25 protein-coding genes are annotated in these 26,393 nt (G+C 41.0%); 16 read left to right on the plus strand and 9 right to left on the minus strand.

Annotation, left to right across the window (positions count from 1 at the left end; translation table 11 throughout):
• Positions 1-11: 11 nt before the first annotated feature.
• From WA352_RS06130 to WA352_RS06150, 5 genes are all read left to right on the plus strand, one after another.
• Positions 12-1,559 (plus strand): DHA2 family efflux MFS transporter permease subunit, encoded by a 1,548-nt coding sequence (locus tag WA352_RS06130; RefSeq protein ID WP_005203801.1) that lies wholly within the window; start codon positions 12-14, stop codon positions 1,557-1,559.
• Positions 1,560-1,715: 156 nt separating this feature from the next.
• A complete protein-coding gene (locus WA352_RS06135) occupies positions 1,716-2,537 on the plus strand; it encodes a hypothetical protein (RefSeq protein WP_033132849.1) in 822 nt (273 codons plus the stop codon).
• On the plus strand, positions 2,534-4,120 hold the full coding sequence (locus WA352_RS06140) for a GH3 family domain-containing protein (protein ID WP_033132848.1): 1,587 nt from the start codon (positions 2,534-2,536) through the stop codon (positions 4,118-4,120). The genes WA352_RS06135 and WA352_RS06140 overlap by 4 nt, the downstream gene beginning before the upstream one ends.
• A complete protein-coding gene (locus tag WA352_RS06145; protein WP_005203796.1) occupies positions 4,117-5,448 on the plus strand; it encodes a TolC family protein in 1,332 nt (443 codons plus the stop codon). Before WA352_RS06140 ends, WA352_RS06145 begins: the two co-directional genes overlap by 4 nt.
• Positions 5,448-6,614 (plus strand): hypothetical protein, encoded by a 1,167-nt coding sequence (locus WA352_RS06150; RefSeq protein WP_005203790.1) that lies wholly within the window; start codon positions 5,448-5,450, stop codon positions 6,612-6,614. Before WA352_RS06145 ends, WA352_RS06150 begins: the two co-directional genes overlap by 1 nt.
• A gap of 72 nt (positions 6,615-6,686) precedes the next feature.
• On the opposite strand, the gene WA352_RS06155 is transcribed toward WA352_RS06150, so the two are convergent.
• From WA352_RS06155 to WA352_RS06165, 3 genes are all read right to left on the minus strand, one after another.
• A complete protein-coding gene (locus WA352_RS06155) occupies positions 6,687-7,157 on the minus strand; it encodes an SRPBCC family protein (protein WP_005188300.1) in 471 nt (156 codons plus the stop codon).
• Positions 7,135-7,494 (minus strand): ArsR/SmtB family transcription factor, encoded by a 360-nt coding sequence (locus WA352_RS06160; RefSeq protein ID WP_004653570.1) that lies wholly within the window; start codon positions 7,492-7,494, stop codon positions 7,135-7,137. Before WA352_RS06160 ends, WA352_RS06155 begins: the two co-directional genes overlap by 23 nt.
• Before the next feature lie 86 nt (positions 7,495-7,580).
• Complete coding sequence (locus WA352_RS06165) at positions 7,581-8,480, minus strand: DMT family transporter (protein ID WP_033132847.1); 900 nt, start codon at positions 8,478-8,480, stop codon at positions 7,581-7,583.
• A gap of 89 nt (positions 8,481-8,569) precedes the next feature.
• Between WA352_RS06165 and WA352_RS06170 the strand changes: the two genes are divergently transcribed.
• From WA352_RS06170 to WA352_RS06190, 5 genes are all read left to right on the plus strand, one after another.
• On the plus strand, positions 8,570-9,442 hold the full coding sequence (locus WA352_RS06170) for a LysR family transcriptional regulator (protein ID WP_033132900.1): 873 nt from the start codon (positions 8,570-8,572) through the stop codon (positions 9,440-9,442).
• Between the two features lie 247 nt (positions 9,443-9,689).
• A complete protein-coding gene (locus WA352_RS06175; protein WP_033132846.1) occupies positions 9,690-11,894 on the plus strand; it encodes an OsmC domain/YcaO domain-containing protein in 2,205 nt (734 codons plus the stop codon).
• A gap of 280 nt (positions 11,895-12,174) precedes the next feature.
• A complete protein-coding gene (gene copM / locus WA352_RS06180; protein WP_005188315.1) occupies positions 12,175-12,486 on the plus strand; it encodes a CopM family metallochaperone in 312 nt (103 codons plus the stop codon).
• A gap of 107 nt (positions 12,487-12,593) precedes the next feature.
• A complete protein-coding gene (gene fdx / locus WA352_RS06185) occupies positions 12,594-12,935 on the plus strand; it encodes an ISC system 2Fe-2S type ferredoxin (protein WP_005188318.1) in 342 nt (113 codons plus the stop codon).
• A gap of 105 nt (positions 12,936-13,040) precedes the next feature.
• A complete protein-coding gene (locus WA352_RS06190) occupies positions 13,041-13,229 on the plus strand; it encodes a heavy-metal-associated domain-containing protein (protein ID WP_004653564.1) in 189 nt (62 codons plus the stop codon).
• Positions 13,230-13,328: 99 nt separating this feature from the next.
• Here the strand turns inward: WA352_RS06190 and cueR are convergent, their stop codons facing one another.
• From cueR to WA352_RS06205, 3 genes are all read right to left on the minus strand, one after another.
• Positions 13,329-13,787: a Cu(I)-responsive transcriptional regulator gene (gene cueR / locus WA352_RS06195; RefSeq protein WP_005203779.1), complete on the minus strand. Its 459-nt coding sequence runs from the start codon at positions 13,785-13,787 to the stop codon at positions 13,329-13,331.
• Between the two features lie 11 nt (positions 13,788-13,798).
• Positions 13,799-16,285: a heavy metal translocating P-type ATPase gene (locus tag WA352_RS06200; RefSeq protein ID WP_033132845.1), complete on the minus strand. Its 2,487-nt coding sequence runs from the start codon at positions 16,283-16,285 to the stop codon at positions 13,799-13,801.
• A gap of 177 nt (positions 16,286-16,462) precedes the next feature.
• Complete coding sequence (locus WA352_RS06205; protein WP_033132844.1) at positions 16,463-17,995, minus strand: flavin-containing monooxygenase; 1,533 nt, start codon at positions 17,993-17,995, stop codon at positions 16,463-16,465.
• A 115-nt stretch (positions 17,996-18,110) separates the two neighbouring features.
• Here WA352_RS06205 and WA352_RS06210 point away from each other — a divergent pair, with 115 nt between their 5' ends.
• From WA352_RS06210 to WA352_RS06230, 5 genes are all read left to right on the plus strand, one after another.
• Positions 18,111-19,136, plus strand: coding sequence for an AraC family transcriptional regulator (locus tag WA352_RS06210; protein WP_033132843.1), 1,026 nt, complete (start codon positions 18,111-18,113; stop codon positions 19,134-19,136).
• 103 nt (positions 19,137-19,239) lie between these two features.
• The gene (locus WA352_RS06215; RefSeq protein WP_033132842.1) at positions 19,240-19,953 is read left to right on the plus strand and encodes a response regulator transcription factor; all 714 of its coding nucleotides are present in this window, start codon (positions 19,240-19,242) and stop codon (positions 19,951-19,953) included.
• A gap of 85 nt (positions 19,954-20,038) precedes the next feature.
• The gene (gene iaaH, locus WA352_RS06220) at positions 20,039-21,502 is read left to right on the plus strand and encodes an indoleacetamide hydrolase (RefSeq protein WP_033132841.1); all 1,464 of its coding nucleotides are present in this window, start codon (positions 20,039-20,041) and stop codon (positions 21,500-21,502) included.
• 183 nt (positions 21,503-21,685) lie between these two features.
• Positions 21,686-22,717 carry a M20/M25/M40 family metallo-hydrolase gene (locus WA352_RS06225; RefSeq protein WP_033132840.1) on the plus strand — a complete coding sequence of 344 codons (1,032 nt, stop codon included), beginning with the start codon at positions 21,686-21,688 and terminating at the stop codon, positions 22,715-22,717.
• Between the two features lie 149 nt (positions 22,718-22,866).
• Positions 22,867-23,016 (plus strand): hypothetical protein, encoded by a 150-nt coding sequence (locus tag WA352_RS06230; RefSeq protein WP_004806924.1) that lies wholly within the window; start codon positions 22,867-22,869, stop codon positions 23,014-23,016.
• A 52-nt stretch (positions 23,017-23,068) separates the two neighbouring features.
• On the opposite strand, the gene WA352_RS06235 is transcribed toward WA352_RS06230, so the two are convergent.
• From WA352_RS06235 to WA352_RS06245, 3 genes are all read right to left on the minus strand, one after another.
• Positions 23,069-24,451, minus strand: coding sequence for a heavy metal sensor histidine kinase (locus WA352_RS06235; RefSeq protein WP_033132839.1), 1,383 nt, complete (start codon positions 24,449-24,451; stop codon positions 23,069-23,071).
• Entirely contained in the window at positions 24,441-25,124 is a 684-nt protein-coding gene (locus WA352_RS06240; protein WP_005203769.1) for a heavy metal response regulator transcription factor, read from the minus strand. The genes WA352_RS06235 and WA352_RS06240 overlap by 11 nt, the downstream gene beginning before the upstream one ends.
• Before the next feature lie 130 nt (positions 25,125-25,254).
• Positions 25,255-25,860 carry an HvfX family Cu-binding RiPP maturation protein gene (locus tag WA352_RS06245; protein WP_033132838.1) on the minus strand — a complete coding sequence of 202 codons (606 nt, stop codon included), beginning with the start codon at positions 25,858-25,860 and terminating at the stop codon, positions 25,255-25,257.
• Between the two features lie 162 nt (positions 25,861-26,022).
• Here WA352_RS06245 and WA352_RS06250 point away from each other — a divergent pair, with 162 nt between their 5' ends.
• Complete coding sequence (locus tag WA352_RS06250) at positions 26,023-26,331, plus strand: HvfA family oxazolone/thioamide-modified RiPP metallophore (RefSeq protein WP_005188347.1); 309 nt, start codon at positions 26,023-26,025, stop codon at positions 26,329-26,331.
• The last annotated feature ends 62 nt before the right edge of the window (positions 26,332-26,393 follow it).

Below are 26,393 nucleotides of genomic sequence, written 5' to 3' on the forward strand. Positions count from 1 at the left end.
GATATAAGAAAATGAATAAACCGAACCAAGATGAGTGGAAGTTTGCGCCAAAAACAGCTTGGCTGATTTTTGCTGCCATGATTTTTGGTAATTTCATGGCAATTCTGGATATTCAAATTGTTGCAAGTTCTTTGAATGAAGTGCAGGCAGGCATGAGTGCCAGTCGTTACGAAGTGACATGGGTGCAAACGGTCTATTTGATTGCTGAAATTATTGCAATTCCAATGTCCAGTATTGTCTCTCGGGTGCTCTCGACTCGAATTTATTACACCATTTGTGCGATCGGATTCACGATTAGTTCTTTGCTGTGTGCTTTGGCATGGAATCTGGAAAGCCTGTTGGTATTTCGCGCCATTCAGGGTTTTATGGGCGGCGGCATGATTCCTACCTCAATGACGGCGTTATACCTGCTGTTTCCTGAAGCAAAACGTGCCTTGCCGTTGGTGATGTTTGGCATGATCAGTACTTTAGGTCCAGCCATTGGCCCAACCATTGGTGGTTGGTTGACCAATAATTTCTCATGGCACTGGATGTTCCTGATTAACATCATCCCCGGTATTTTGATTGCGACAATTATTTACTCTGGACCAAATATAGACCGCGCCAATTATTCACTGATCAAAAGTATGGACTGGTTCAGTTTGATTGGTATGGCCATGTTTTTAGGTGGTTTAGAGTATTTCTTGGATGAAGGGGCGCGGCATGATTGGCTCGCCGATACAGGTGTGCGTGTTGCATTTATCATTTGCCTGATTGGTGGCATGATCTTCTTCTCACGCAGTTTTACCCAGCCTAAACCTTTGCTGGATCTGAGTGTATTTAAGAACAAAAACTTCACTTTAAGCTGCATCATTACTTTTGTGATTGGTATGGCCTTATATGGCTTGGGCTATATGATTCCTGTATTTCTTGGGCAAGTCCGAGAAATGAATAGCAGTCAAATCGGACATATCATGATGGTGACAGGGATTGTGATGTTCTGTTTTGCGCCTTTCCTTGCATGGTTGATTCCAAACTTTGATACCCGAAAAACCGTGTTTGTTGGCATGATTTTGGCGGGTTTTGGCGTTTGGCTCAATTCACATCTCAGTATTCACAGCGATTATGACTTTATGTTCTGGCCACAAATTTATCGTGGCATTGGTCTGATGATTTGTTTGATCGTGGTCTCGCATCTGGCAATGAGTACGCTGCCACTGGCTAAAGTTGCCGATGCAAGTGGTATTTATAACCTGATGCGCAATATTGGTGGCGCTGTTGGATTGGCATTGATCAACTCATCGCTCGATTGGCTGACTGCCGTGCATGTGACGCAATTGAATCAGTATATGAACCCACAGAACTGGATTTTCATTGAAAGATTAGACCAGTTGACAGCGCAATACCAAGAAGTGGGCAGTAATGCCCAACAAATCGCGCTCAGTGTGATCTACCGAGATATTCATTACCAAGCACTGACATCAAGTTTCAATGATTTATTACGTATGCTGGCCATCATCATGTTTGTGGCGGCTTTCTTAACCATCTTTATGGATAGGGGGAAGAAAATGGACATGTAGATATTCAATGCTAGAGGGTTGTTTCATATAACGAAAAAATAATCGGGGCATCGTATACAACAACATACCCCGTCATAAAAAGAACAGCGATATGAGTTTTTATATTTCTTTATGAGATAGGGGAACGTGCATATCCAAATTTAGAGGTTGAAGCAGATGATTAATACAACATATAAACTGATTTCAAGATTCAACAATAAAGAATCTACCTATGGTCAATATGTCGAGAAAGAACAGATCGATATTGATCGGCTAAAAGTCATGTATTCGATTTACGAGCAATATTATGAAAATACCAAGTTTTCCATCTTTGCGGATGATTTCAAAAAGAAAAGTGGTGCCATCTTAATCTTTAACTCGGAAACCGATGAAATCGTTGGTTTTTCTACTGTGGTTGTTCAGCATTTTTATCTGAATGGTAAGGACTACACGGTTCTATTTAGTGGTGACACCGTTATCCTTAGAGCATATTGGGGCACACGTACGTTGCAAAGTACCATGCTCAAACTCATGATTAAATTACGTGTCAAATATCCCTTTAACGAGCTGTATTGGTTATTAATTTCTAAAGGCTACAAAACCTATTTACTGCTTGCCAATAACTATTATGTGTATTACCCAAATATCAATGATGAGAACCAGCACCTTTCCAGTGTGATTGAACATTACTGTGAAAACTTTTTTGGTGAATATTATGACAAAGAAGCGGGATTATTGAATTTCGGCGATGACTATCAACCACTCAAAGGCGAGGTGGCGCCGATTACTGAGGAAATGAGAACAAAAAATCCCAATATTCATTTCTTTGAGCAAAAGAATCCGACATGGACGGTGGGCACTGAGTTACCTTGTATTGGCCGCTTGGGGTGGAAAGATCTTGCACGGTTCCCAGTTAAATTAATGACTAAGCCTGCTAGCAAAGGCCGATGTGAAGCTTTGTTAAAAAGTCCTGCTATTCGCCGGGGAGTTTTACAATGAAGCATACAGAGTGGTTAACCTTAGGTTCACATCTAATTTTAAAACAATGGTGTGACGTTTCAGATCGAGATTTTAAAAAGCATGCGAACAGCTTAGAGCTGACGCAACGACAAATTTTAAACTTAATTTTGCAAAGCTCACATTTTGCCAAAAAGCACAATGTCAAAGATTATGCGCAATTTGTACAGGCTTTTCCTGCTTCGCGTTATAGTGCATGGCGGGAGAATATTCAGCGTTATCGAGACCAAGAATTACAACTCTCAAGCAGTAAACTGGTTCGTTTTCAACCGACTAGTGGTTCGAGTGAGCAAATTAAATTTATCCCTTACACCAAACTATTTTTGGATGAACTAGATCACGCGATTGCACCATGGATGGCCAGTCTCTATCGCAAATGCCCACAGTTACGTTCAGGCACTCATTATTGGTCAGTTTCATGGTTGCCAGAAAGCCAACGTGAAGTGCTAAAAGATAAAAATCTGAATGATGACAGTGCATTACTGGGCATTGGTAAGCGTATTTTATCTAAATTTACTCAAGCAGTTCCAAGTAATGTGGCTTTTGCTGCCAATGCCGATGATGCTTTATTTGCCACCATTTGCTATCTGGTTGCCAACCGAAATCTCGCCATGATTTCAGTATGGAGTCCAACCTTTGCTTTGCAACTTTTAGATCGTTTAGAGGCCATGCAGCAAGAGGTGATTGAAGTTTTAGAAACAGGTCGATGGGGAGCGCGCCAAGCTTCATTAAAAGAAGTCAAAGCGCCATTCAGTCCAGAAAGTGCAAAGTGTTTGATGGACAGTTCAAATGGTGAACACATTGATTTTAAAAGGTTATGGCCAATATTGAGTTTAGTGTCGAGTTGGGATACCGCAGGTTCCAAAGCTTGGGCAGAAAAACTAAAACAACGTCTTCCATCAGTACAATTTGAAGGTAAAGGCTTATGGGCAACCGAAGGTGTAGTCACCATTCCATATAACGATCATTATCCACTGGCTTATCAAAGTCATTTCTATGAATTTGAATATTTAGAAGGTGAAAAAACGGGACAAATCATTCCATCTTGGGAGCTGAAGATGGGGGATGTGGTCAGTCCAATTATCACATCAGGCAATGGTTTACTACGTTATTGCCTTGATGATTGCTTACGGGTGACCAGTTTTCTGGAACAAGTACCGTGTTTTGAGTTTCAAGGTCGCCGTTTTGGAGTGGATTTAGTGGGAGAGAAGCTTGCCCCAGAAACGGCACAACAGTTGCTTTCACAACTAAATGAAACCGACTCTAAAGCAATCTCGTTGTTGGCAATTGATACAGAACAGCAGGTCAAACCATTTTACTGCGTTCTGTTCGAGGGTGAGATTCATCACAGTATTGATGATGATTATATTGATCAGATTTTGCGTCAAAACTTTCATTATGAGCTGGCACGTAATCTCGGCCAGTTAGATCAGCCTCAGATTCGTCAAGCCAATAATGGTTGGAACGCCTACAAAAAGCTGGTGATGTTTGATGGCATCATCGAAGGTAATATTAAGCCTGAACCACTTAAGAAAGTTACCTTGAATAGTTTGGAACAACTATGAAGAAAGGGATGACGAAATTTAACCATCGATTTTTAAAGTCTCAATACGCGCTTTGTATGGGACTATTGTTGGCATCCAGTCTGGTGGATGCCATGACTTTAGATGATGCATTATCCGCCAGTTTAAGACATGAGAGCCAATTGGAGGTGAGTCGTTTAAGTGTCAATCAATCCACAGCAATGCTTGAACAGGCCAAACAACGTGATGGACTCAAAGTGAATTTGGTTGGACAACTTGATTATGAGCGGGTTGAAACGCCGACTAACGTCATGTTTCCAACTGAAGGAAACCGAAAAGGTCGTAGTTTGCAATTACAAATGGATTACCCTATCTACACATCAGGACGACATCGCTTGGGAATTGATGTTGCTAAAAATCAACTTTCTGCGCAGTCGCAAGGACTTTCGGATCAACGATCTGAAACGATTTTGAATACAGTCATGGTCTATACCGATGTACTGAAAAAGAAAGCGATTCTGGAGCTGAGAAAAAAAACCATGTCTAACTTACAGCGTTCGCTGTATGAGTCACAGCGACGTTTTGATGTGGGTATGATTACCCGTGCAGACTTGGCACAAGTGCTGGCTCAGGTGGCACAAGGTCAGGCCGATATTACGCAAGCCCAATCCAATCTCACGGTGAGTGAAGCACAGTTTTCACAAATTACGGGTCTAAGTGCAGATAATCTAAGCCCGGTTAAGCGTCTCCCTGAAATTTCTAACAGTCTGGATGAGATTTTGGCGCAAACCAAAAGTCATCCAGCTTTATTACGGGCCAAATATGAAAAGCAGGCAGCTGAAAAGCAATATGCCCTAACCAAGCGAGAACTATGGCCGACGGTTATGCTCACCAGTCGTGCGGGTGCGCAGCACGAAGCCAGTTATATTGGTTCCGAAAGTAATAATTACATGGTCGGAGTGCAGCTTAATGTGCCACTTTATGACGATGGCTTGAATCGCGCCAATACGCGTAAAGCACAAGCGGATGTTGATCTGGCCAACCAAAAAATTCGTAGTCTTGAACTGGATTTGAATCAACGTACACGGACCACCTATGCGCAGTTGCAGACCATCCGTCAGAACAAAGACGCACTACAAAATGCCATTGATGCCGCTTCAATTGCCTTTGTTTATACCCGTAAAGAATTTGAATTGGGCACCAAAACCACTTTTGATTTATTAAATACTGAACAAAAGTTATTGGATGTTCAAACTCAGAAAACGGTCAACGAGCAGGATGAAATTGTTTTTGTGTATCAGCTCTTAGACCAAATGGGACATCTCAATGATTTGGTGTCTACACAAAATACACAACAGGTGAATAATTAATGAAAACAAATCCACCAAATACTCAAAATAATTCGTTGCTTACCCGTGAAGCAACCTTGGCTGATGATCAAGCCTTACGTGAGCTGATTGCGGTGCCGATGACCACCAAAGGGGTGCAAATCAGTTTTCAGCGTGAACCCAGTTATTTTAAGGCTTCGGATATTCTGTATCGACATAAGCTGCATGTGGTGATTGAAGATACGCAAAGTCAGAAAAATGTCGCCTGTTATAGCAATGGTCATCGTCCATGCTATGTCGATAAAACAGTACAAAATGTACGCTATGCCAGTGATTTGCGTGTTGATCCAAACTATCGTGGTAAATCATTGGTCAAGGCTTTGGGTGTACATGTCAAACAAACCATGCATCAACCTGATTTTAGCCAGATGATCATCTTTAATGATAATTATGCTGCACGAGCGGCAATACAAACTGGAAAAACAGGAATTCCTGATTATTATGATGAAGGACTGATAGAAACACTAACGCTGACCCATCTTGGGACAAAGGCAAAAATTAAAGCCTTCTTAGATCAGAAGGCTCAAGCTGATACAGCGAACTGTGAAATTCAGTCACGTGCAGCGCAGCCAGAAGATATTACTGCTATGAATCGATTTATTGCAGAGATGTCGCAGCATTATAATTTTATCCCAGCATATAATTTTGAAGAATTACACGCAGGGCATCAGTATTTTACTGGCTTGAAGCTTTCGGATTTTCAGCTGTATTTTCAAGATGAGAAACTCGTCGGAATGTTTGGGTTATGGGATCAACATGGCCTTAAACAAACCAAAATCTTGCATTACAGTTCAGCGATTGGTGTACTACGTCCGATCTATAATTTACTGACCAAAGTCACTAAAGGCATGCCATTACCTAAACTTGGTGATTCCTTAAAATATCATGTGTTACACAGTTTATTGTGCCATCCACAGCAGTTAGCACTGCATCATTTAATGCTTGGAGATGCGCAAAAACTCTCTAAGCAACGCGGTGTAGGAATTGTCAGCTTTACCTTATCGCATCAAGATCCTCGTTTTCAGCTGAATCAGTTTTATAAAGGTGAACGATTAACAGGCATGCATGGCTTTATTAGTTTTCTGGGTGATCCACGTCCAAACTTTGATAAGAACTTGATCCCGTATTTAGAAGTTGGGCGAATTTGATTGGAGCAATAAAAAAACGCCTCAAAGTGCGTAAATGATTGGGCTTTGAGGCGTTTTTTATCTGTAAATAGATTAGGCTTTTAGTCCTTGAGCATACTCAACCAATTGATCAATCACTGTTCCCCAACCTTCAAAGAAGCCCATGTCTTCGTGTTGCTGGCGAGTTTCAGCAGTACGGTGTCTGGCAATTGCAGTATATTTGGTTGCTCCGTTACCTGCATCTTCAAGCAACAGAATCGCAGTCATAAATGGATTCTCAGCAGGTTTCCAGTCCTCAGTATAAGTATCGGTAAAGACCAGTTTTTTGCCATCAATCACTTCTAGGTAAACACCTTCATTCTTGATTTCATTGCCATCCACATCAAAGATGGTGTTGAATTTCCCACCCACTCGTAAATCAATTTCACAGGCTTTAATCGAGTGCGGGCGAGGAATAAAGAAGTGTTGGATGTGTTCAGGTGTGGTCCAGCATTCCCAGACCAGTTCACGCGGCACATCAATCACTCTTTCTAGTTTTAAATCAGTTTTTGGATCCAGTTTCATTTTCTCTTTTCCTTTTTAATTCGAGTGCATAACGATCAAATTGATTAAGTCGTTGTTCCCAGATTGCCCGTTGCTCACTTAACCAATTTTGCATGGGGGTGAATGCATCGGGTGTCAGAGCACAAGTTCTGATTCGTCCATTTTTTTCTGAATGAATAAGTCCTGCTTCTTCTAATTTATTTAAATGTTTTAGAAAAGATGGCAGGGCCATGTCATGTTGTTCAGCCAGTTCAGTGATCGATGCTGTCCCAAAAGACAGTCGCGTTAAGATATCTCTGCGCGTTGGATCACTGAGAGCACTGAATAACAAATCGAGTTTAGAATCATACTTAGCCATAAAGCTAAGTATTGCACAAAAAATATTCATCTTGCAATAAAAAACTTAGCTTTTTAGCTAAGTTTTTTATTGCTGTTTGTATAGCTCTATTCTTCCTGTTTGTTGGTTAAAATAACACCAATAAAGCTTAGGCTGCCACCCACCAGCATTGACCAGGTGATGGGTTCATTCAGAATAAGAAATGCCAGTAAGACTGCAAATACAGGTACTAAATTATTAAATACGATGGTTCGAGATGCACCAATGCTGTGAATCGCCTCGGCATACCAGACAAAAGTTAGTACAGTACCAAAGGCACCTAGAAATACAATTGATAACCCGCTACGAAGAGAAATATGCGGCAGAGAAAACTGCATAAATTCAGGCATAAGACTGATGAATAGAAATAATGTTCCCCAAAGTACTGAATACGTGGTCATGGTTAAAGCGGGTGCACGGGTCTGCTTAAAGCAGATTGTGTAAATGACCCAACTGAAGACCGCGCCACACATCATCATTTCACCCGCGCCAAAAGATTGAGTGAATGCAGCAAAAAATTCACCTTTACTCACGACGATGAGTGTGCCGATTAAAGCAAGACATACACCTAAATAATTTATTCTCCGAAGCCTTTCCTGAAAGAAAATCCGCATTGCCAAGATGGTTAAAATAGGGGATAAACTCACAAACAGTGCAGTTCTGCCTGCTTCAATTCTGGATAGAGCAGCAAAGAAAAATAAATTATAAGCAAGTACACCGGTCAATCCCATCAAGATGGCATAGACATGCTGTTGTACAGAAAGATTGGGAAATCCTCCTGTACTTTTCAACAAGATCAAGACCAGTAAGATCGCAGCAAAGCCAAAGCGTAATAATGCAGATAAGTTCGGAGAGAGTTCCGCAGCAACAATGCGTCCTGCGATGAAGGTACCACCCCACATCATGGCAACACAGATCAGCTTAAAATAAACAGTGGAGCTCGAAAGAGAAATGGCTAAATGACGCATGCAATTTTTAATCAATATAGAATTGAATCAAATCCTAAAACTAATTTATTTTTATAGTAAAATGAGCTTTTACTCATGAATGCATCATGATGACCCTAACCCAACTCGAAATATTTTCAAAACTCGCGGAACTAAAAAATTTTACCCATACTGCACAACTACTGAATATTTCACAGTCAGCGATTTCGCATGCACTTAAATCGTTGGAAAAGAAATGGGAAACCCAACTGTTTTATCGAAATAACAATGAAGTCGAACTGACAGCTGCAGGACAACGCTTACTGCCTTATGTAAATGAAATCTTGAATGTTTCTAACATTATTCATCAAGAAGTAATGGATCTAAAGGGTCTAAAAGCGGGAACTTTAAGGATTGGGTCTTTTGGTGCATCATCTTCCAATGTGCTGATTCCAATGATTTTAAAACAATTTACGCAGCAATATCCTGATGTTGAGGTGTTGATGCTAGAAGGAACTGATAAAAAAGTATTGCAATGGATAGATGAACGCAAAGTTGATCTTGGCTTTGTGGTGCTGCCTGAAACCCGCTTTGATAGCTTTGCTTTGTTGGAGGATATCTTTGTTGCTTTATTGTCTAAGGATTTAGAGATTGCACAAAAGCCAGCAGTGCAATTGCAAGAGCTGATTGATCATCCTTTTATCCTGACCAGTGCGGGCAGTCAAAACCATGTCATGGAACTTTTTAAGGCTGCGCAACTCACGCCTCAGATTAAGTATAACTTGTCGCAAATCCTGTCGATTTTAAATATGGTCAATCACGGTGCTGGCGTTTCAATTGTGGCGGATTTAGCCCTAGACAAAAATATTCTTCAGCTATATCCCAATGTGGTAAAGCGGCCATTATCTCCCAATACCAAACGTTCAATAGGACTCGCGGTCAAAAACAAGCAACAGATGACACCGATTGCAAAAGCCTTTGTTGAGATTGCCATGCAGCTCTAAGTTTAGGTCAATATGGCAAAACCTGTTTAATTGTTCATAAAAAGGCTAGAAAAACAGACAAAAGTTATCAATTACACAAAATACTTCTATAATAGCGCCCATCAATACTAAGGTCAGTGTTTAGATAGAGTCATAAGACGACCTTAGCCACAGTTTTTTAAGTCCATTTGTGATCCACGATTCGGCTTATAGATTAATATTTTCAATCTTATGTACTTGCAACACATAAGAATATTTAGGTGCTCGCATGGAAATCAAGGTTAATTATCTCGACAATCTTCGCCAAGAAGCGAAGTTTGATGACTTTACGGTAATCGCCGATCAGCCGATTCGTTATAAAGGCGATGGTTCTGCACCAGGTCCATTTGATTATTTCCTTGCTTCATCTGCGTTATGTGCAGCTTACTTTGTCAAAGTGTATTGTGCTGCGCGTGATATTCCAACGGACAACATTCGTTTATCGCAGAACAATATTGTTGATCCTGAAAATCGTTATAAACAAATTTTTAAAATTCAGGTTGAATTACCAGCTGATATTTCTGAAAAAGACCGTCAAGGTATCTTGCGTTCAATCGATCGCTGTACGGTTAAGAAAGTGATTCAAACCGGACCAGAATTTATCATTGAAGAAGTTGAAAGCATTGATGCAGATGCACAAGCCTTATTGATGCCAAGCCTTGCCTCTGAAAGCAGCACCTATATTGCGGGTAAAGACCTGCCATTAGAAGAGACCATTGCCAATATGTCAGGGATTTTGGCAGGTCTAGGCATGAAGATTGAAATCGCATCTTGGCGCAATATCGTACCAAATGTCTGGTCCTTGCATATCCGAGATGCACAATCACCAATGTGCTTTACCAATGGTAAAGGCTCAACCAAAGAAAGTGCTTTGGCATCGGCTTTAGGTGAGTTCATTGAACGTTTAAACTGTAACTTCTTCTATAACGACCAGTTCTGGGGTGAGGACATTGCCAATGCAGAATTTGTGCATTATCCAGATGAGAAGTGGTTTAAACCGGGTCCAAATGGCGAATTACCAAAAGAAATTTTGGATGAATATTGTCTCGAAATTTATAACCCAGATGATGAGTTACTCGGTACGCATTTATATGATACCAACTCAGGGAATACGGAACGTGGTATTTGTTCATTGCCATTTGTACGCCAATCAGATGATGAAATTGTCTATTTCCCATCAAACCTGATTGAGAACTTATATCTCAGTAATGGGATGAGTGCGGGCAATACCTTGGCAGAAGCTCAAGTTCAATGTCTCTCTGAAATTTTTGAACGTGCGGTTAAACGTGAAATTCTGGAAGGTGAAATTGCATTACCCGATGTGCCGCATGAAGTATTGGCCAAATACCCAAGTATTGTGGCAGGCATCCAAGGCTTGGAAGAGCAAGGCTTTCCAGTTCTCGTCAAAGATGCATCATTAGGCGGTCAATTCCCTGTGATGTGTGTGACTTTAATGAACCCACGTACAGGCGGTGTATTTGCGTCATTTGGTGCGCACCCAAGCTTGGAAGTGGCATTAGAGCGTAGTTTGACTGAATTGTTGCAAGGCCGTAGTTTTGAAGGTTTGAACGATTTACCGCAACCGACATTCCAAAGCAATGCAGTCACTGAACCAAACAACTTCGTTGAACACTTTATTGATTCAAGCGGCTTGGTCTCTTGGCGTTTCTTTAGTGCCAAATCGGATTATGACTTTGTCGAGTGGGACTTCACCAATGAAGGTGAGAATTCAAATGCTGAAGAAGCAGCAGAATTGTTCGGCATCCTTGAAGAAATGGGCAAAGAAGTCTACATGGCGGTGTATGAGCACTTAGGCGCAACCGCATGTCGTATCTTGGTGCCTGATTATTCTGAAATTTATTTGGTAGAAGACCTAATTTGGGACAATACCAATAGAGCCATCTTATTCCGTGAAGACATTCTCAATCTACATCGTTTAGATGACGAACAATTGGAAGCCTTGGTTGAGCGTTTAGAAGAATGCGAACTGGATGATTACACCGAAATCACCACCTTGATCGGGATTGAGTTTGATGACAATACGGTATGGGGTCAGCTAACTCTGCTTGAGTTAAAATTGTTGATCTATCTTGCTTTAGAGCAGTTTGAAGAAGCGAAAGAGTTGGTTGAGACTTTCTTGCAATACAATACCAACACGGTAGAACGTGGTTTGTTCTATCAATGCATGAATGTGGTGTTGGAAGTCTTACTCGATGATGAAATGGAGCTTGAAGACTACGAAACCAATTTCCGCCGTATGTTTGGCAATGAGCGTATGGATGCTGTGGTCGGTTCTGTTGAAGGTACAGTCCGTTTCTATGGTCTCACCCCAACCAGTATGAAACTCGAAGGGCTTGATCGTCATTTACGTCTCATCGACAGCTATAAGAAATTGCATAAAGCCCGTGCTAAGGCAGTTGGCTTAACTGGCTAAAACTCAATAAATATTGTTTTAAAAAGTGCATGTTGATCATGCACTTTTTTTTATTTAGAACCCATAAAATTTTGTTTTTGAGTCACTCAAAATTTTAATCAATTGATGGCTTGACCTTGCAATTATTGGAAGGACTACAGTGTCTTTCATAAAGGTCACTGTGCCACATAAGATAGAAACGCTGATCTATTGACGGTGTTACTGCCTTTATTTTCATCCATATAGCACGCCAATCACATCTGAAATGAATGTGATGCTGCTGAATAGCAAGGAAACAATAATGAGTGAACAACAATTGGCAATAACGCCTAACGAAAATGATGCAAGTGATATTTATAGCCTCTCTACGCGTGCTTATATGGAACTAAGGAGCCGTATGCATGCTGATATGCAAATCAATTACACAGGCAATGCCGACATCGATTTTATGCGTGGAATGATTCCACATCATCAAGTGGTCATAGATATGGCCAAGGTTGCCTTGAAATATTGTTATGATTCAGAAGTTCGCATGTTGGCAAAAAATATTATTTTGGCTCAAGATATTGAAATTAAAGTGATCAATGCTTGGTTACAACGGCATTTATTATAAAGCTTTCGATCTTATTCTTGATTTGATAGTTCCATCAATAAAAGGCTGAATCAAAACAGCCTTTTATTGATTACAGCTTTTCGTAATTAGATAGAAAGGTAGCGATTATGCCGAAGATAACCGTGCTTCCACATGAAAAAGTCTGTCCAGAAGGCAGTATTCTAGACATTAAAACGGGTGCAAATCTATGTAGAACTTTACTCGATCATGGGATTGAAATTGAACATGCCTGTGATCTTTCAGGAGCTTGTACCACCTGCCATGTCATTATTCGAAAAGGCTTTGAAAGTTTGCAGGAAATGGATGATGTTGAGGCTGACTTGCTTGATCGTGCTTGGGGTTTGTGCCCAGAATCACGACTGTCTTGTCAGGTGAATATTCAGGATCAGCCTTTAGAAATAGAAATCCCTAAATATACGATCAATTATGTTTCCGAAAAGAAGGAATGATCACATAAAATATTGTTGATTTTAATGTGTAAAAGACTTGACCTTACCATTATGGCAACCTTTATAGTGTGTTTATCTTCTTAAATAACTGAATGGAGTTTTACGATGGAATTTCATGTCGAAAATATGACCTGTGGTGGCTGTGCGCGTGGTGTAACCCGTGCGATTCAAGCGGTAGATGCCAATGCAAAAGTGATTACTGATCCGCCTAACCGCAGTGTTAAAGTTGAAACCACAGCCTCACAGCAACAAGTAGTCGAGGCTTTATCAGAAGCAGGTTTTCCACCACGTTAATCTGTTCCTGAATAAAAAGCGGCTTAAATAGCCGCTTTTTTGTATCAATGGAATGGATAAAAAATAAAAGGCGATCATAAGATCGCCTTTTATGCTGTACTACTTACGCCCAGTGAGTGGGGACAGCGAGAGCAAATCATTATGATGATGGATGTCCTTCATTTCATGACTTGGCTCTTTTAAGCCTTCCAGAATCGGACACTCGGGGCGATTGTCACCCGCACAGCAATCAACCAAGTTCTGGAGTGTTTGCGCCATTTGCTGCAGGTCTTGGATACGCTGTTCTAGCTTATGGATATGTGCCTGAGCCAATTGTTTGACGTCGGCACTTTGTCGATTGCGATTATTCCATAAATCCAGTAAATCAGTGATTTCAGTAACCGAAAAACCCAATTCACGACTACGTTTGATAAATTTCAATCGTTCCACATCATTCTCTGAATAAGAGCGGTAACCTGCATTGCTGCGTCCTGCCGCAGGAATTAAACCAATTTGCTCGTAATAACGAATCATCTTGGCAGTCACACCTGAAGCTTGAGAAACTTTACCTATATTCATAAGATCCTCCATTAGTCTTTATGCACAGACGGCGGTTGGAAACGACGTAAACGTAGCGCATTACCAAGCACAAACACACTTGAAAGTGCCATCGCACCCGCAGCAAAAATCGGCGACATCAAGATGCCATAAGCAGGGTATAACACACCCGCAGCCACTGGAATCAATAGAGTGTTGTAGGCAAAGGCCCAGAACAAGTTTTGGTGAATATTACCAATGGTTGCCTTAGACAAGGCAATTGCATTGGCCACACCTTGCAAGTTCCCAGACATCAACACCACATCCGCAGATTCAATCGCCACATCAGTCCCTGTGCCAATTGCAAGGCCGACATCTGCTTGAGCCAATGCTGGAGCATCATTGATCCCATCACCGACAAAGGCAATATTGCCATATTTTGCTTTCAGTTCCTGCACGGCATTGACTTTACCTTCAGGTAGCACTTCGGCAATCACTTCATCAATTCCAAGTTGTTTGGCAATGGCATGTGCGGTACGAGCATTGTCACCGGTAATCATTGCCACTTTTAAACCCAGTTGATGTAAGGCTTGAATGGCAGCAGGTGTCGTATTTTTGATTGGATCAGCAACCGCAATAATCCCTGCCAAAGCACCATCAATTGCCACATAAAGTGGAGATTTTCCTTCATCGCCCAAACGCTGTGCTGTATGGGAAAATGGAGTGATATCCAGACCAAGTTGAATCATATAGCGATCTGCACCGATATAGATATTCTGGTGTTCATTTACAGTGGCATTGACACCCATGCCTGTGACTGAATCAAATCGATCAACTTTAGGCAGGGTCAGACCTTGATTTTTTGCGGCATCGACAATCGCTTTGGCAATTGGATGTTCAGAAAGCGACTCCACTGCGGCAACGAGGCTGAGTACATCATTAGGTTCAAAGGTGGATGTCACCTCAAAATCAGTCAGTACTGGATGACCTTCGGTCAAGGTCCCGGTTTTATCAACGGCAACCACTTGAGCATCTTTTAACAGCTGTAGTGCTTCACCTTTGCGGAACAGGACACCAAGTTCCGCACCACGTCCAGTACCAACCATAATCGAGGTGGGGGTTGCTAGACCCATGGCACATGGACAGGCAATAATCAGGACCGCAACTGCATTGACCAGTGCAAAAGTTAAAGCAGGTGATGGACCGAAAACTAACCATACGAGGAAAGTAAGTAGTGCTGCAAGCATGACCGCAGGCACAAACCATAGAGTCACTTTATCAACCACCGCTTGAATCGGCATTTTAGAGCCTTGCGCTTGCTCGACCAGACGGATAATTTGCGCCAACATGGTGTTGCCACCGACAGCGACGGCTTTAAAACTTAAAGTTCCGTTCTGGTTAATGGTTCCACCCACCACTTGGCTGCCAATGTTTTTCTCAACAGGAATCGGTTCACCTGTGATCATCGATTCATCGACAAAGCTTTGTCCTTCAATGACTTCACCATCGACAGGGATTCTTTCACCTGGTTTTACAATGACAAAATCACCTGCAATTACTTGCTCGATTGGAATATCGATTATCTGATTATCTCGAGAAACATGGGCAACTTTTGCCTGTAAACTGACTAAGCGTTGAATGGCTTCAGAGGTACGTCCTTTGGCTTTCGCCTCAAGAAAACGACCGAGTAGAATTAAGGCCACAATCACAGCGGCTGCTTCGTAATAAACATTCACCGTGCCAGCAGGCAATAACTTTGGTGTAAAGGTTGCAACTAGTGAAAATAGATAAGCCGCCAGTGTACCGACGGCAACCAAAGAGTTCATATCGGGTGCTAAACGAACTAAAGCGGGAAGACCTTTGAGATAAAAACGACGCCCTGGGATAATCAGCACTAAGGTGGTTAAAACGAATTGTAGGTACCAACTATTTTGCATGCCAATGCTTTGTTCAATCAGATGATGAACACCTGGAATCAAGTGTGAGCCCATTTCCAAGATAAACACAGGTAAGGCTAAAATAGTGGCAATAATCAGGTCACGTTTGAGTTCAGCACGTTCATGATCTTTTTTCTCAAGTTGTTCACTTTGGTCTGGAATGGATGCCTGAATCTCTTTGGCATCGTAACCTGCCTTATCAATCGCTGCGATTAAGCTTTCGACCTTAGCCGTACCCGTTACCGTGGCACGTTCAGTTGCCAAATTGACGTTGGCCGTTTTTACACCGTTAACCGCATTCAATGCTTTTTCAACACGACTAACACATGAAGCGCAGGTCATGCCTTCAATCGACAATTCAACCTTATTTGCAGGGACGTCATAGCCTGTTTGTTCTATGGCTTGAATCAGCACTTGTTGGTCTACGGGCTTAGCAAGGGTGATATCTGCACGTTCTGTGGCTAGATTCACTGATGCAGATTGAACGCCGTCAACTTTTTTGAGTGCTGCTTCAACGCGTCCAACACAACTGGCGCAAGTCATGCCCTCGACTTGAAGGCTGACATTCATATTATTAGACGATGTTTTTGTTTGCGTTTCCATAAGTTATACCTATAGAGATAATCCGATTGCTTTCAGCATAGACCTTAACATTATGGGAAGGTCAAGCGGATTTATCAAATTTTAGGATTTTATGCAAACGGATTTGGGGTAGGCTCATGGATTGTCCTTTATTTCATTCAAGGACAATCCAAATGTAGAATGGTTTAATGAGGGAATTTAAACAGCTATTTTTTTGTCTTGATCGTCTATTTCAGCTTGTGACTGTGCCGATTTTTGTACTTGAGTATAATTTTCCAGATCGAAGCGACGGGTGCGCTGACGATATTCCAATGTGAAGCCTGGCCAATTATTGGTATTTTTCCCTGTCGCAGTTTGATACCAACTGGTGCAGCCTTGAGACCACATAGTTGACTTCATGCGCTCCTGAATTTCTTGATTAAACTGTACTTGAATTTCAGCTTTCAGATCGGTGAAGGATAAATTGTTTTGGATATGGGCTTGAAGTGCATCTAGGATGTAATTCACTTGGCTTTCAATCATGTAGACGATTGAGTTATGCCCAAGATTGGTATTTGGGCCATACAGCATAAAGAAATTAGGGAAGCTGCTTACGGTTAAGCCTAAATACGCTTCTGCGCCATCGACCCATTGGTCTTTTAATTTTTTGCCATTCAGTCCTGTAATTTGCATGGGTGCCATAAACTCAGTTGCCTCAAACCCTGTTCCATAAATAATGGTATCGATTTCGCGATGTTTGCCATCTTTATCGACAATACCAGTTTCAGTAACTTCCTGAATCGCGCTATTGATGACATCGACATTTGCACGAACCAGACTACGGTACCAATGATTGGAAATCAAAATACGTTTGCAGCCAATCGGGTAGTCGGGCATCAGACGGTGGCGGAAATGTGGGTCTTTGATTTCCTCACGAATATGCCGCTGAAAAATATATTCGGCTAAAGGAATTTCATTCAGTGTGGCGGTAAAGCTCTTGAGGCGAATTTCGTTATAACTATATTGAAAGACACGATCCAGACTTTGCAAAATTGGAAGTTTTTGAAATGCTTTTCGTTCCAATGTTGAATAAATACGGTCTGGTTTTGGGATGACATAGGGTGCGGAACGTTGATAGATATCTAAATGCGCTACTTGCTTTGCGATCTCTGGGACAAATTGAATCGCACTGGCACCGGTACCAATCACAGCCACACGTTTATTATTTAAGTCGTAGTCATGCTCCCAGCGTGCAGAATGGAAAGCTTTTCCTTTGAAACGATCCAGACCTTTAATTTTCGGGTATGCAGGGCGGTTGAGCTGACCCACCGCAGCAATTAAAAATTCTGCCTCAAATTTTTCCCCAGTTACACTCTGAATCTGCCAAAGGCCTTGAGTGGCATCAAAATCAGCGCTGGCAATCTCAGTATTAAACTGGATATGCGGATAAAGCTGATATTTCTCGGTGCAGTGCTTTAAGTACTGATGAATTTCCTGCGATGAACCATAGCGGTTTTTCCAGCCAAGATCTTGTTCAAAAGAAAATGAATATAAGTGAGACGGAACATCACAAGCAGCACCTGGATAGGTATTGTCACGCCAGACACCACCGACATCATTGGCTTTTTCAAATAAAGTAAATTGTTCAAATCCAGCACGTTTGAGCTGAATGGCTAGCCCTAATCCACCAAATCCAGTTCCAATAATGGCGATACGAATATTTTTATTTGAAGATAATTGTTGTTTAAACATAACGGACTCAAGTGAAAAGTATCATGTATTGCTTGCAGAATAATCGTTTCATGCATTGATTTAGAGGATGGATCAGGACAAAATATTGTGATTAGCGGACATTGAGAAAATAGGTTTGAACTACTTATGGTCATATCAACGTAGTATCCATAGTATTCGTCTCATGGCAGATTTTGCGGCTGAACTGGGCGTGAGTCAGACACAGATTCTCAAGGGAACAGGACTGGAGCAGCAACAGTTGCTTGATCCCAATATGTTGGTGACTGGGCAGCAGGAATTACAGCTGATTCGCAATTTAGTCGAGACATTTAGCCACAGACCTTTGCTTGGCTTAGAGGTGGGTCAGCGTTATCACTTTACCACCTTTGGTTCGCTCGGCTTAGGCTTGATCAGTAGTGCCAATATTCGTGAAGCTTTGAACTTTGCTTTGGCCTATTTTCCTTTATCTTTTGCCTTTAGTCAGTTTGTGGTATCAGAACCACCCGAGACCAATAATATTCGAATTGATATAGAGGTAGATGAGGGAATCCCTCAAACATTACGGCAATTCATTATTGAGCGAGATATTGCCGCACTGATAAGCGTCCAACACGATTTGATTCCAGAGAATCTCTGCCAAAAAGTAGTATTTGGCTTTCAGTCCTGTGGAGAACAACAGCCTTATCATGAATTGTTTGGGGTGGCGCCTGAATTCGGTGGATCAAAAAATTACATTGTGCTCAATGCAGAAAAAATAGATCAAAAGTTGAGTATGGCAAATGAATTGATGTTACATTCAGCTGAGCAACAATGCCGAGAAATACTAGATAAGCGGCAATCTCAAAAAAAATATGCTGATCAAGTGCAACACATCCTTATGAATAGCAAGGGGAAAATTCTAACAATGGAAGAGATTGCGGATCGTTTATATCTAAACTCCCGCACCTTACGTCGTTATTTGGCGCAAGAACAAACCACATTTATTAAAATCAGGGAGGAAGCCCGAAAAATGATGGCAAATTCCTATTTGTCGTCAACACAAACTTCAATTGAGCAAATTTCTGAATGGTTAGGCTATGCCGAACCCGCCAGTTTTATTCATGCTTATAAGCGCTGGTATGGCAAAACGCCCCATGCAAGCCGACTAAAAAATAAAATGTAGAAAATAACGATTTAGTGGCATATAAAAGATAGACAAAAGGGAATAACTGTTCATCTTAATTCTAGAATGGACAGGTATCAGGAAGATAGAAAGGTAGCAGGCGATGCTTTTAGAACACGACTTAAGTCGATCCGAGTTTAGTCTTTTTTCAGAAATATTATGGAAATTAGGTTCAGGAAAAGGACAGGAGCGTTTACGTGAAACCGTGTTGGTAGATATCGCGACTTTATTAAGAGCCGATTTTGCTGCGTCTTATATTTGGGATGCAAAACAGCATCTATCCAAACAGGGCATTATGTGGCAAATCGATCCCAAAGCAATTCTTGAATATGAGCGTATTTGGCAACACGATGACCCGATTACGTCTCTGCTGCGGGAACGGCAACAAGCGACTTTCGTAAATGAGATCATTTCGATATCAGAGCTAAAGAAAACGGATTATTACAATGAGTTTTTACGCCCTTATGGTCTATATCATGGTTTAAATATTTATTTTGTTCGGGATGGGATAGATATTGGCGACTTGCGTATTTGGCGCGCTCAGGATTCGGTGATGTTTAGTGAGCGAGAGAAAAGGATTTTAAATTTACTCGAACCTTATATGACTCAAGCCTTACCCGTAGATTTATCGCCTCAATACTTTTTAACCCCGCGGGAGCAAGAAGTAGTCATGTTGGTGAGTAAGGGGCTGAGTGATAAATATGTTGCCAATTTACTGGATATCAGCTTCACCACGGTGAGAACGCATTTAAAAAGTGCCATGAAAAAAATGGGTTGTCATAATCGTACTGAAATGGCTGCATTGATGCATGCTTAATGGCCTCCTCAATTTTGAGGATATCGAACAAACTGAAAACGGTACAAATTATAAACATTATTACTTAAATGGATTTTAAGTCACAATGTTAAAGATGAAAGAAAAAGTATTTTTGGATCAAGGTATTCATCTTGATAAAGCCACAATCAAGGAAATTACAGCACTAGTTACTGAGCGCAAAGTTTCTTGTGAACAATTGCTAGATCACTATTTCGAAAAGATTGATACGCAGCAGTCCCTGAATGCTTTTATCAGTCTTGATTATGCTGCAGCGCTTCGACAGGCGCAATTTTGGGATCAATCTATTGCAGAAGGCAAACCGTGTCCTGCATTAATCGGGGTATTGCTGGCGGTTAAAGATAATATTCATGTTGCTGGTTTTAGCAATACGGCAGGAACACCTGCTTTAACCGGATTCAGACCCAAAGTAACGGCTCCAGTGATTCAAGCATTGATTGATGAAGGTGCGATTGTTGTGGGTAAAGCCAATATGCATGAGCTGGCATTTGGGGTCACAGGCTACAATACTGCAATGCATATTGAGGGTGTGATTGGCACTCGTAATGCGGTTAATCCCTTACATATTGCAGGTGGTTCTTCTTCAGGAAGTGCTGTTGCTGTCGCTGCAGGCATGGTGCCAATTGCAATCGGGACTGATACAGGTGCATCGGTCAGACTACCCAGTGCCTTAAATGGCTGTGTTGGTTTTCGTCCCACGGTTGGACGCTATGCTCAAGAGAGTATTACGCCAATCTCGCATACACGTGATACCGCAGGCCCAATGGCACATTCAGTATCCGATATCATCTTGATTGATCAATTGATTACTCAACAACAAGTCCCAGCTCGTATATCGACGCAACCCATCAGGCTTGGGCTATGTGCATATTTTTGGGAAAATCTGGATGAAGAGGTTCAGCAACAGGCTGATCAGGCACTACAACTTTTAAAAAATGCGGGGATTGAAATCATCAGTGTAGAAATGCCTGAGTTAGGGCAGCTGAATCATCGTATTTCATTTCCTGTAGTGATCTACGAGGGCAAATATGATCTGATTGAATATTTAAAAAACCATGAAGTTGGAATAGAACTAGACGCTATTGTGGAGCAAATTTCAAGCCCAGATGTACAGCAACTCTTTCAGCAGAATATTTTGCCTGAATTGATTGTGGATGAAACGGGTAAGTCTGTGGCGGTCGAAGCTTTATATCAGGATGCGATCACAACGGCTCGACCACAGTTGCTTTCACTCTATGAAAAAACCTTTAATGAGCACCAACTCAATGCTTTAATTTTTCCAACCTTAGCCATTGTTGCCCCATTGGCAAATGAGCAAGTGAGTTCAATTGAAAATTTCCAAAGGCTGATTCGCAATACTGATCCAGGAAGTAATATTGGTTTACCTGGGCTGAGTTTACCGATTGGCTGTGGCACAAAATCAAAATTACCTGTTGGATTGGAAATAGATGGTTTACCAAATACAGATCATGACATTCTTGCGCTTGGGGAAGTACTCGAACAGATTTTTAACAGTTTAAATCATCGCTAAAATGACTTCAGTTTTATAACAAAGTCCGTTTCATTGAGAATGGGCTTTGTCTGTCACTTGAAATAAGCACCGATATCTTTCTGATTAGATCGATAAGAACAGAGGATACAAATTGAAATGGCAAATCCGTATGTGCAAATCTAGTATTAGGCTTACTTTATAAAAACGGTTTAAGTTTATTTTATGTTTTTAAAGAAAATTTTAGGTATTTGTATTTTAACTAGCATGTTCGCAATCAGTGGTTGTCAAAAAAATGAGCAACATTCCAAAGAAAAAGTTGAAGATGTCAGTCAATCTGGTTTAAAACTCGATGCAGCACAGATGATGACGCATTTACATGTATTTGAACAAATTGCCAAACAGCATGGTGGCAATCGTGCTGTGGGTACGCAAGGCGGTTTGGCAAGTGCAGATTATATTTTAGATCAAGCCAAGAAAGCAGGTTTTAGTACAGAACTTCAGACTTTTGAAAATCGGGAAAAGACCAAAGGCAAGAATATTATTGTGGAGATTCCCGGAGAATCAACACAAAGCATAATTTTGCTGGGAGCACATTATGATTCAGTCAAAATGGGACCTGGCATCAATGATAATGCTTCAGGTGTAGCCTTATTGCTCGATTTGATGACACAATTATCGAGCCAAAAAGTAAAACCGAGACACACCATTCATCTGGCATTTTGGGATTCGGAAGAAGTAGGGATTGCAGGTTCTCAAGCTTATGTGGAGAAACTGACTGCTGAACAGTTAAAAGCCATTAAAGCCTATATCAATGTGGATATGGTCGGCACCAAAGATCCTGAAATCCTGATTGCAGATGGTGATAAATCATCTCTAGATGAAATGGAAAAAATGTTAAAAGAGCGTGGCATGCAGGAACAGGACTATAAACCACTCCTTGATGGTTTACGTAGTATTCCAAGCCATAGCGGTGATTTAGCATTAGAGAATACGCTTAAAGCATTTTTTAAAGCAAAAAATCTGGAAATTAAAGAAGATGTTGCAACTCTAACCGCAAGTGATACAGCACCGTTCTTAGGTAAAGTGCCTGTGGCCTCTGTGATCTTATTTAATGAGCAAATGAAAGGGGATGAACTTGAGTTCGCGCCGTGCTATCACAAAGCATGTGACACGATTGAGCAGGTCGATCCAAAGTCAATGCAATTGGCAGGTGATGCTGTGATTCATTTATTAACATCTTTAGATCAAGACTAATATCCAATTAAGGGATCATCTATATTAGATCAACCGCTGTATTATTAAGCATTGATAAAAATGACAAAATTATCATTTTCAGGTCATGCTGCTGTTGGGCTGCCTGTTCTATCTTATAGAGAGTTAAGAGAGAGAGCAGGTAAATAGAAATGAAAGCATTGGTTAAACTCATCTTCATCCTATCGTTTGCATCAACAGCGAGTTTAAGTTATGCAGATGGTGGTTTAATGTTCTTGGAAAAAAACCAAGAACGTAATGCAACTGTACAAGGCAATGATGGCCAAACGCCATCTAAATAATTCTGAGTTTCACAAGGATCATATAACTTCTCCCAAGTTGTATGGTCCTTAATCATTCCGCTTTAAAAATCATTCTAAAGACAATATTTTCACCTTCGATAAACACATCAATTTTCGCAGCGTGAATTTCGATAATTGACTTGGTAATCGCTAATCCTAAACCTGTACCATCTTCGGCTTTGTGTCGCGATGAGTCCAGACGATAAAAACGGTCAAAGAAACGAGACAGCTGTAAAGGGCTTAAAGTTTGCATTTCAGCAGATACTTTATTTTTAATCTGAATGATCGAATGCTGAGAATCTTGGCTCAGTTTGACTTCTAAAATCGAATCTGGCTCACCATATTTAATTGCATTCGAGATTAAATTATTAAAGGCTCGACGAATCATTGCAGGTTCGGCCTGAATAGATGCCTGACCTGTTTGCTTGAGTTGTATCTGTTTTTCTGATGCAAAAGCTTCAAAATATTCAAACAGCACCCGCATTTCTTGCTTTAAATCGATTTCTTTTTTGTTTTTTAAGGCGAGGTTATGATCCGATTTAGCTAGAAACAACATATCTGAAATCATTTTTGCTAAGTGTTCGTATTCTTCTAAATTTGAAAAGAGTACATCTTGATATTGCTCAATGGTTCTTGGCTTGGTTAAGGAAACTTGGGTTTGCATCATCAAATTATTGATCGGTGTCCTAATTTCATGGGCCAAATCACTTGAGAACGCAGAAAGTTTATCGACTGAAACCTCCAGTCGATTGAGCATGTCATTAAATGCCGTTGCCAAAGGGGTGAGTTCAATGGGTATATTACTGAGATCAAGGCGATTGGACAGATTATTTGCAGAAATGTTTTCTGACAGTTTTGCCATTTTCCGAATCGGGCCAAGACCTTGCCAAGTGGCCAACCAACCTAAAAACATCAGACCAATTACACCGAGTAGACCAATCATGAGCAACTGCTGTTTAAATGAATGCAGGAAGTAATAATTATCGGTGACTTCAATTGCAGCAATGATTTGCATGTTCTGATTGGTTTCGCCATAGCGAAGAACCTTATTCACCATGATGCCTTGATAACTCTGATCCTTATTTTTCCAATTAATCCATTGCCCATTTTGAGTTTGTATTAATTGGCTGAGATCGGTGTGATTATTCTTTTTGTTATAAATGGTCTGACCATTGGCCAGTTTGATCTGAATCACCAAATTATCATGCCCAATCAAGGCCTCATCTAAACCGTCCTTAAAATTGCTAGGTTTCTGTTGGAAAAGATTTTCAATCAGCTGAATTTTTCCTTCAATTTCTTTTTGATTTTGTTGATAAAAATAATTGACCACATGCTGATTGACGAATATTCCCATAACGATCAAGATCAGAATCGTGAATAGAGTGGAAATAAAACTGATTCGAAAGCCGATTGAACGAAATAATTTAGTTCTCATCTTCGATCTCTAGGACATAGCCCATGCCACGGATGTTTCTAATTAGTTTGGGGCTAAAGTCGGTATCAATTTTATTTCTGAGCCTGCGAATCGCGACCTCGACCACGTTAGTATCACTATCAAAATTAATATCCCAAACCAAAGCAGCGATCAGTGATTTTGGTAAAACTTCACCTTGTCTACGCATAAACAGTTCAAGTAAGGAAAATTCTTTGGCGGTCAGATCAATGCGTTGCCCAGAACGCACCACACGGCGTTTAATTAAGTCGAGATGTAGGTCTGCAACGGCATAGAAGGTTTGCTCTTCTTTAATTTGCCCACGTTTTAATAGGGTTTTAATACGTGCAAGTAGTTCGGCGAAGGCAAAGGGTTTAATCAGGAAGTCATCTGCACCGAGTTCCAAGCCTTTGACACGATCCTCAATCTGATCTTTTGCAGTAAGAAACAGCACTGGGAGGAAGGTGTTTACTTTGCGAATTTCAGTGAGGATTTTCCAGCCATCCAGCTTCGGCAGCATGACATCTAAAATAATCAGGTCATATTGTTCTGTCACAGCATGATGCAGACCAGAAATGCCATCTTGGCTCCAATCTGTCACATAGCCTGCTTCAGTTAAGCCTTTTTGGAGATAATCACCTGTTTTTTGTTCATCTTCAACAAGAAGTATTCGCATGCTTTCATCGAGCCCAAAGTTTTATCGTGTCATTTTAGCGTCAAAGATAATCAGATATTTATAAATGACAAAATTGTAATATTGCAGTCAGCTTCCTGACTTTATTCACCTTGAAACCATTTTGACAAAGCTACTTCGAAAATTTTCGCTTTATCCAATAATCTAAACTGAAATAGCGACCACCACCCAATACGATTAAAGCCAATAACATGATCAGATAAGTAACCGCAAACTCAATTCCATTATTTAAAATCACAAATGAGCCACTGGATGTTAGCCAGTCATAATTACCATAATTTTCTAGAATTCCCCGAGCTGCTTCCAGTTTTTCAGCAGAGGCGAGTACTTGTGCATTGGCAAAGGGTGCATTGGGATCGGCTATCGCTTGCCAGCCATTTGGCAGATGTACAGTGAAAATGGCGACGAGCATGGTAATGATCAATGGAATACTAATCCACCGTGTCAAAAGACCAAGCGTTAAAAGCACAGCCCCAGCAAGTTCTGTTGATGTTGCTAACGTTGCCATGAGGTAAGGAAAGGGTAAACCCAAGCCCCAATCGCTATTGCCGAACCATTCCACCGTATCTGGAAAATGCATCAGTTTATTTGTGCCCGCCATCCAAAAGATTGGAACGAGATAACAACGTAAGGCAAGTGCCGCAATGCCATCCGCATGTTTGAGTGCTGAGCAGATGTTTTGATAGTACTGAGTCAGCGCATACAAAAAGTTCTTCATGATAATTTCACACCGAATAGGATTGAATGATCATTAGTCGGGTGAGGATTCAATTTCTTACATAAATTTTTTTTATTTGCACTGTAATAAATCGAGATTTACGCCGTCTAACTTTATGTACCTTTGTACAAACCGAGCATTTACCTTAAAAGGAATAGAAAAATGAGCAAACTTAATTCGATGACTTCAGTTGCAGCGTTATTAGCACTCTCTGTTGCGGGCGTAACCCAAGTGACTGTTGCAGCAACGACAACGACGACAGAGGCCCATGCCAGCAAAGCTGCTGATGGAAAATGTGGTGAAGCGAAATGTGGCGCCAATAAAGCCAAACAACAGCAAAAATCTGCTGAAGCCAAATGCGGTGCAGCAAAAAAAGCAGCAGACGCGAAGTGTGGCGCAGCCAAGAAAGCTGCTGATGCAAAATGTGGTGCAGATAAAAAAGTGGCTGACGGCAAGTGCGGGGCCAAATAATCCCTTCAATCATGGATGATGTCGGTCTAAAGCTTAGGTCGGCATCATTCTAATCATAGGAG

The sequence above is a fragment of the Acinetobacter sp. 102 genome, from assembly GCF_037028485.1.
Lineage (GTDB): Bacteria > Pseudomonadota > Gammaproteobacteria > Pseudomonadales > Moraxellaceae > Acinetobacter > Acinetobacter higginsii.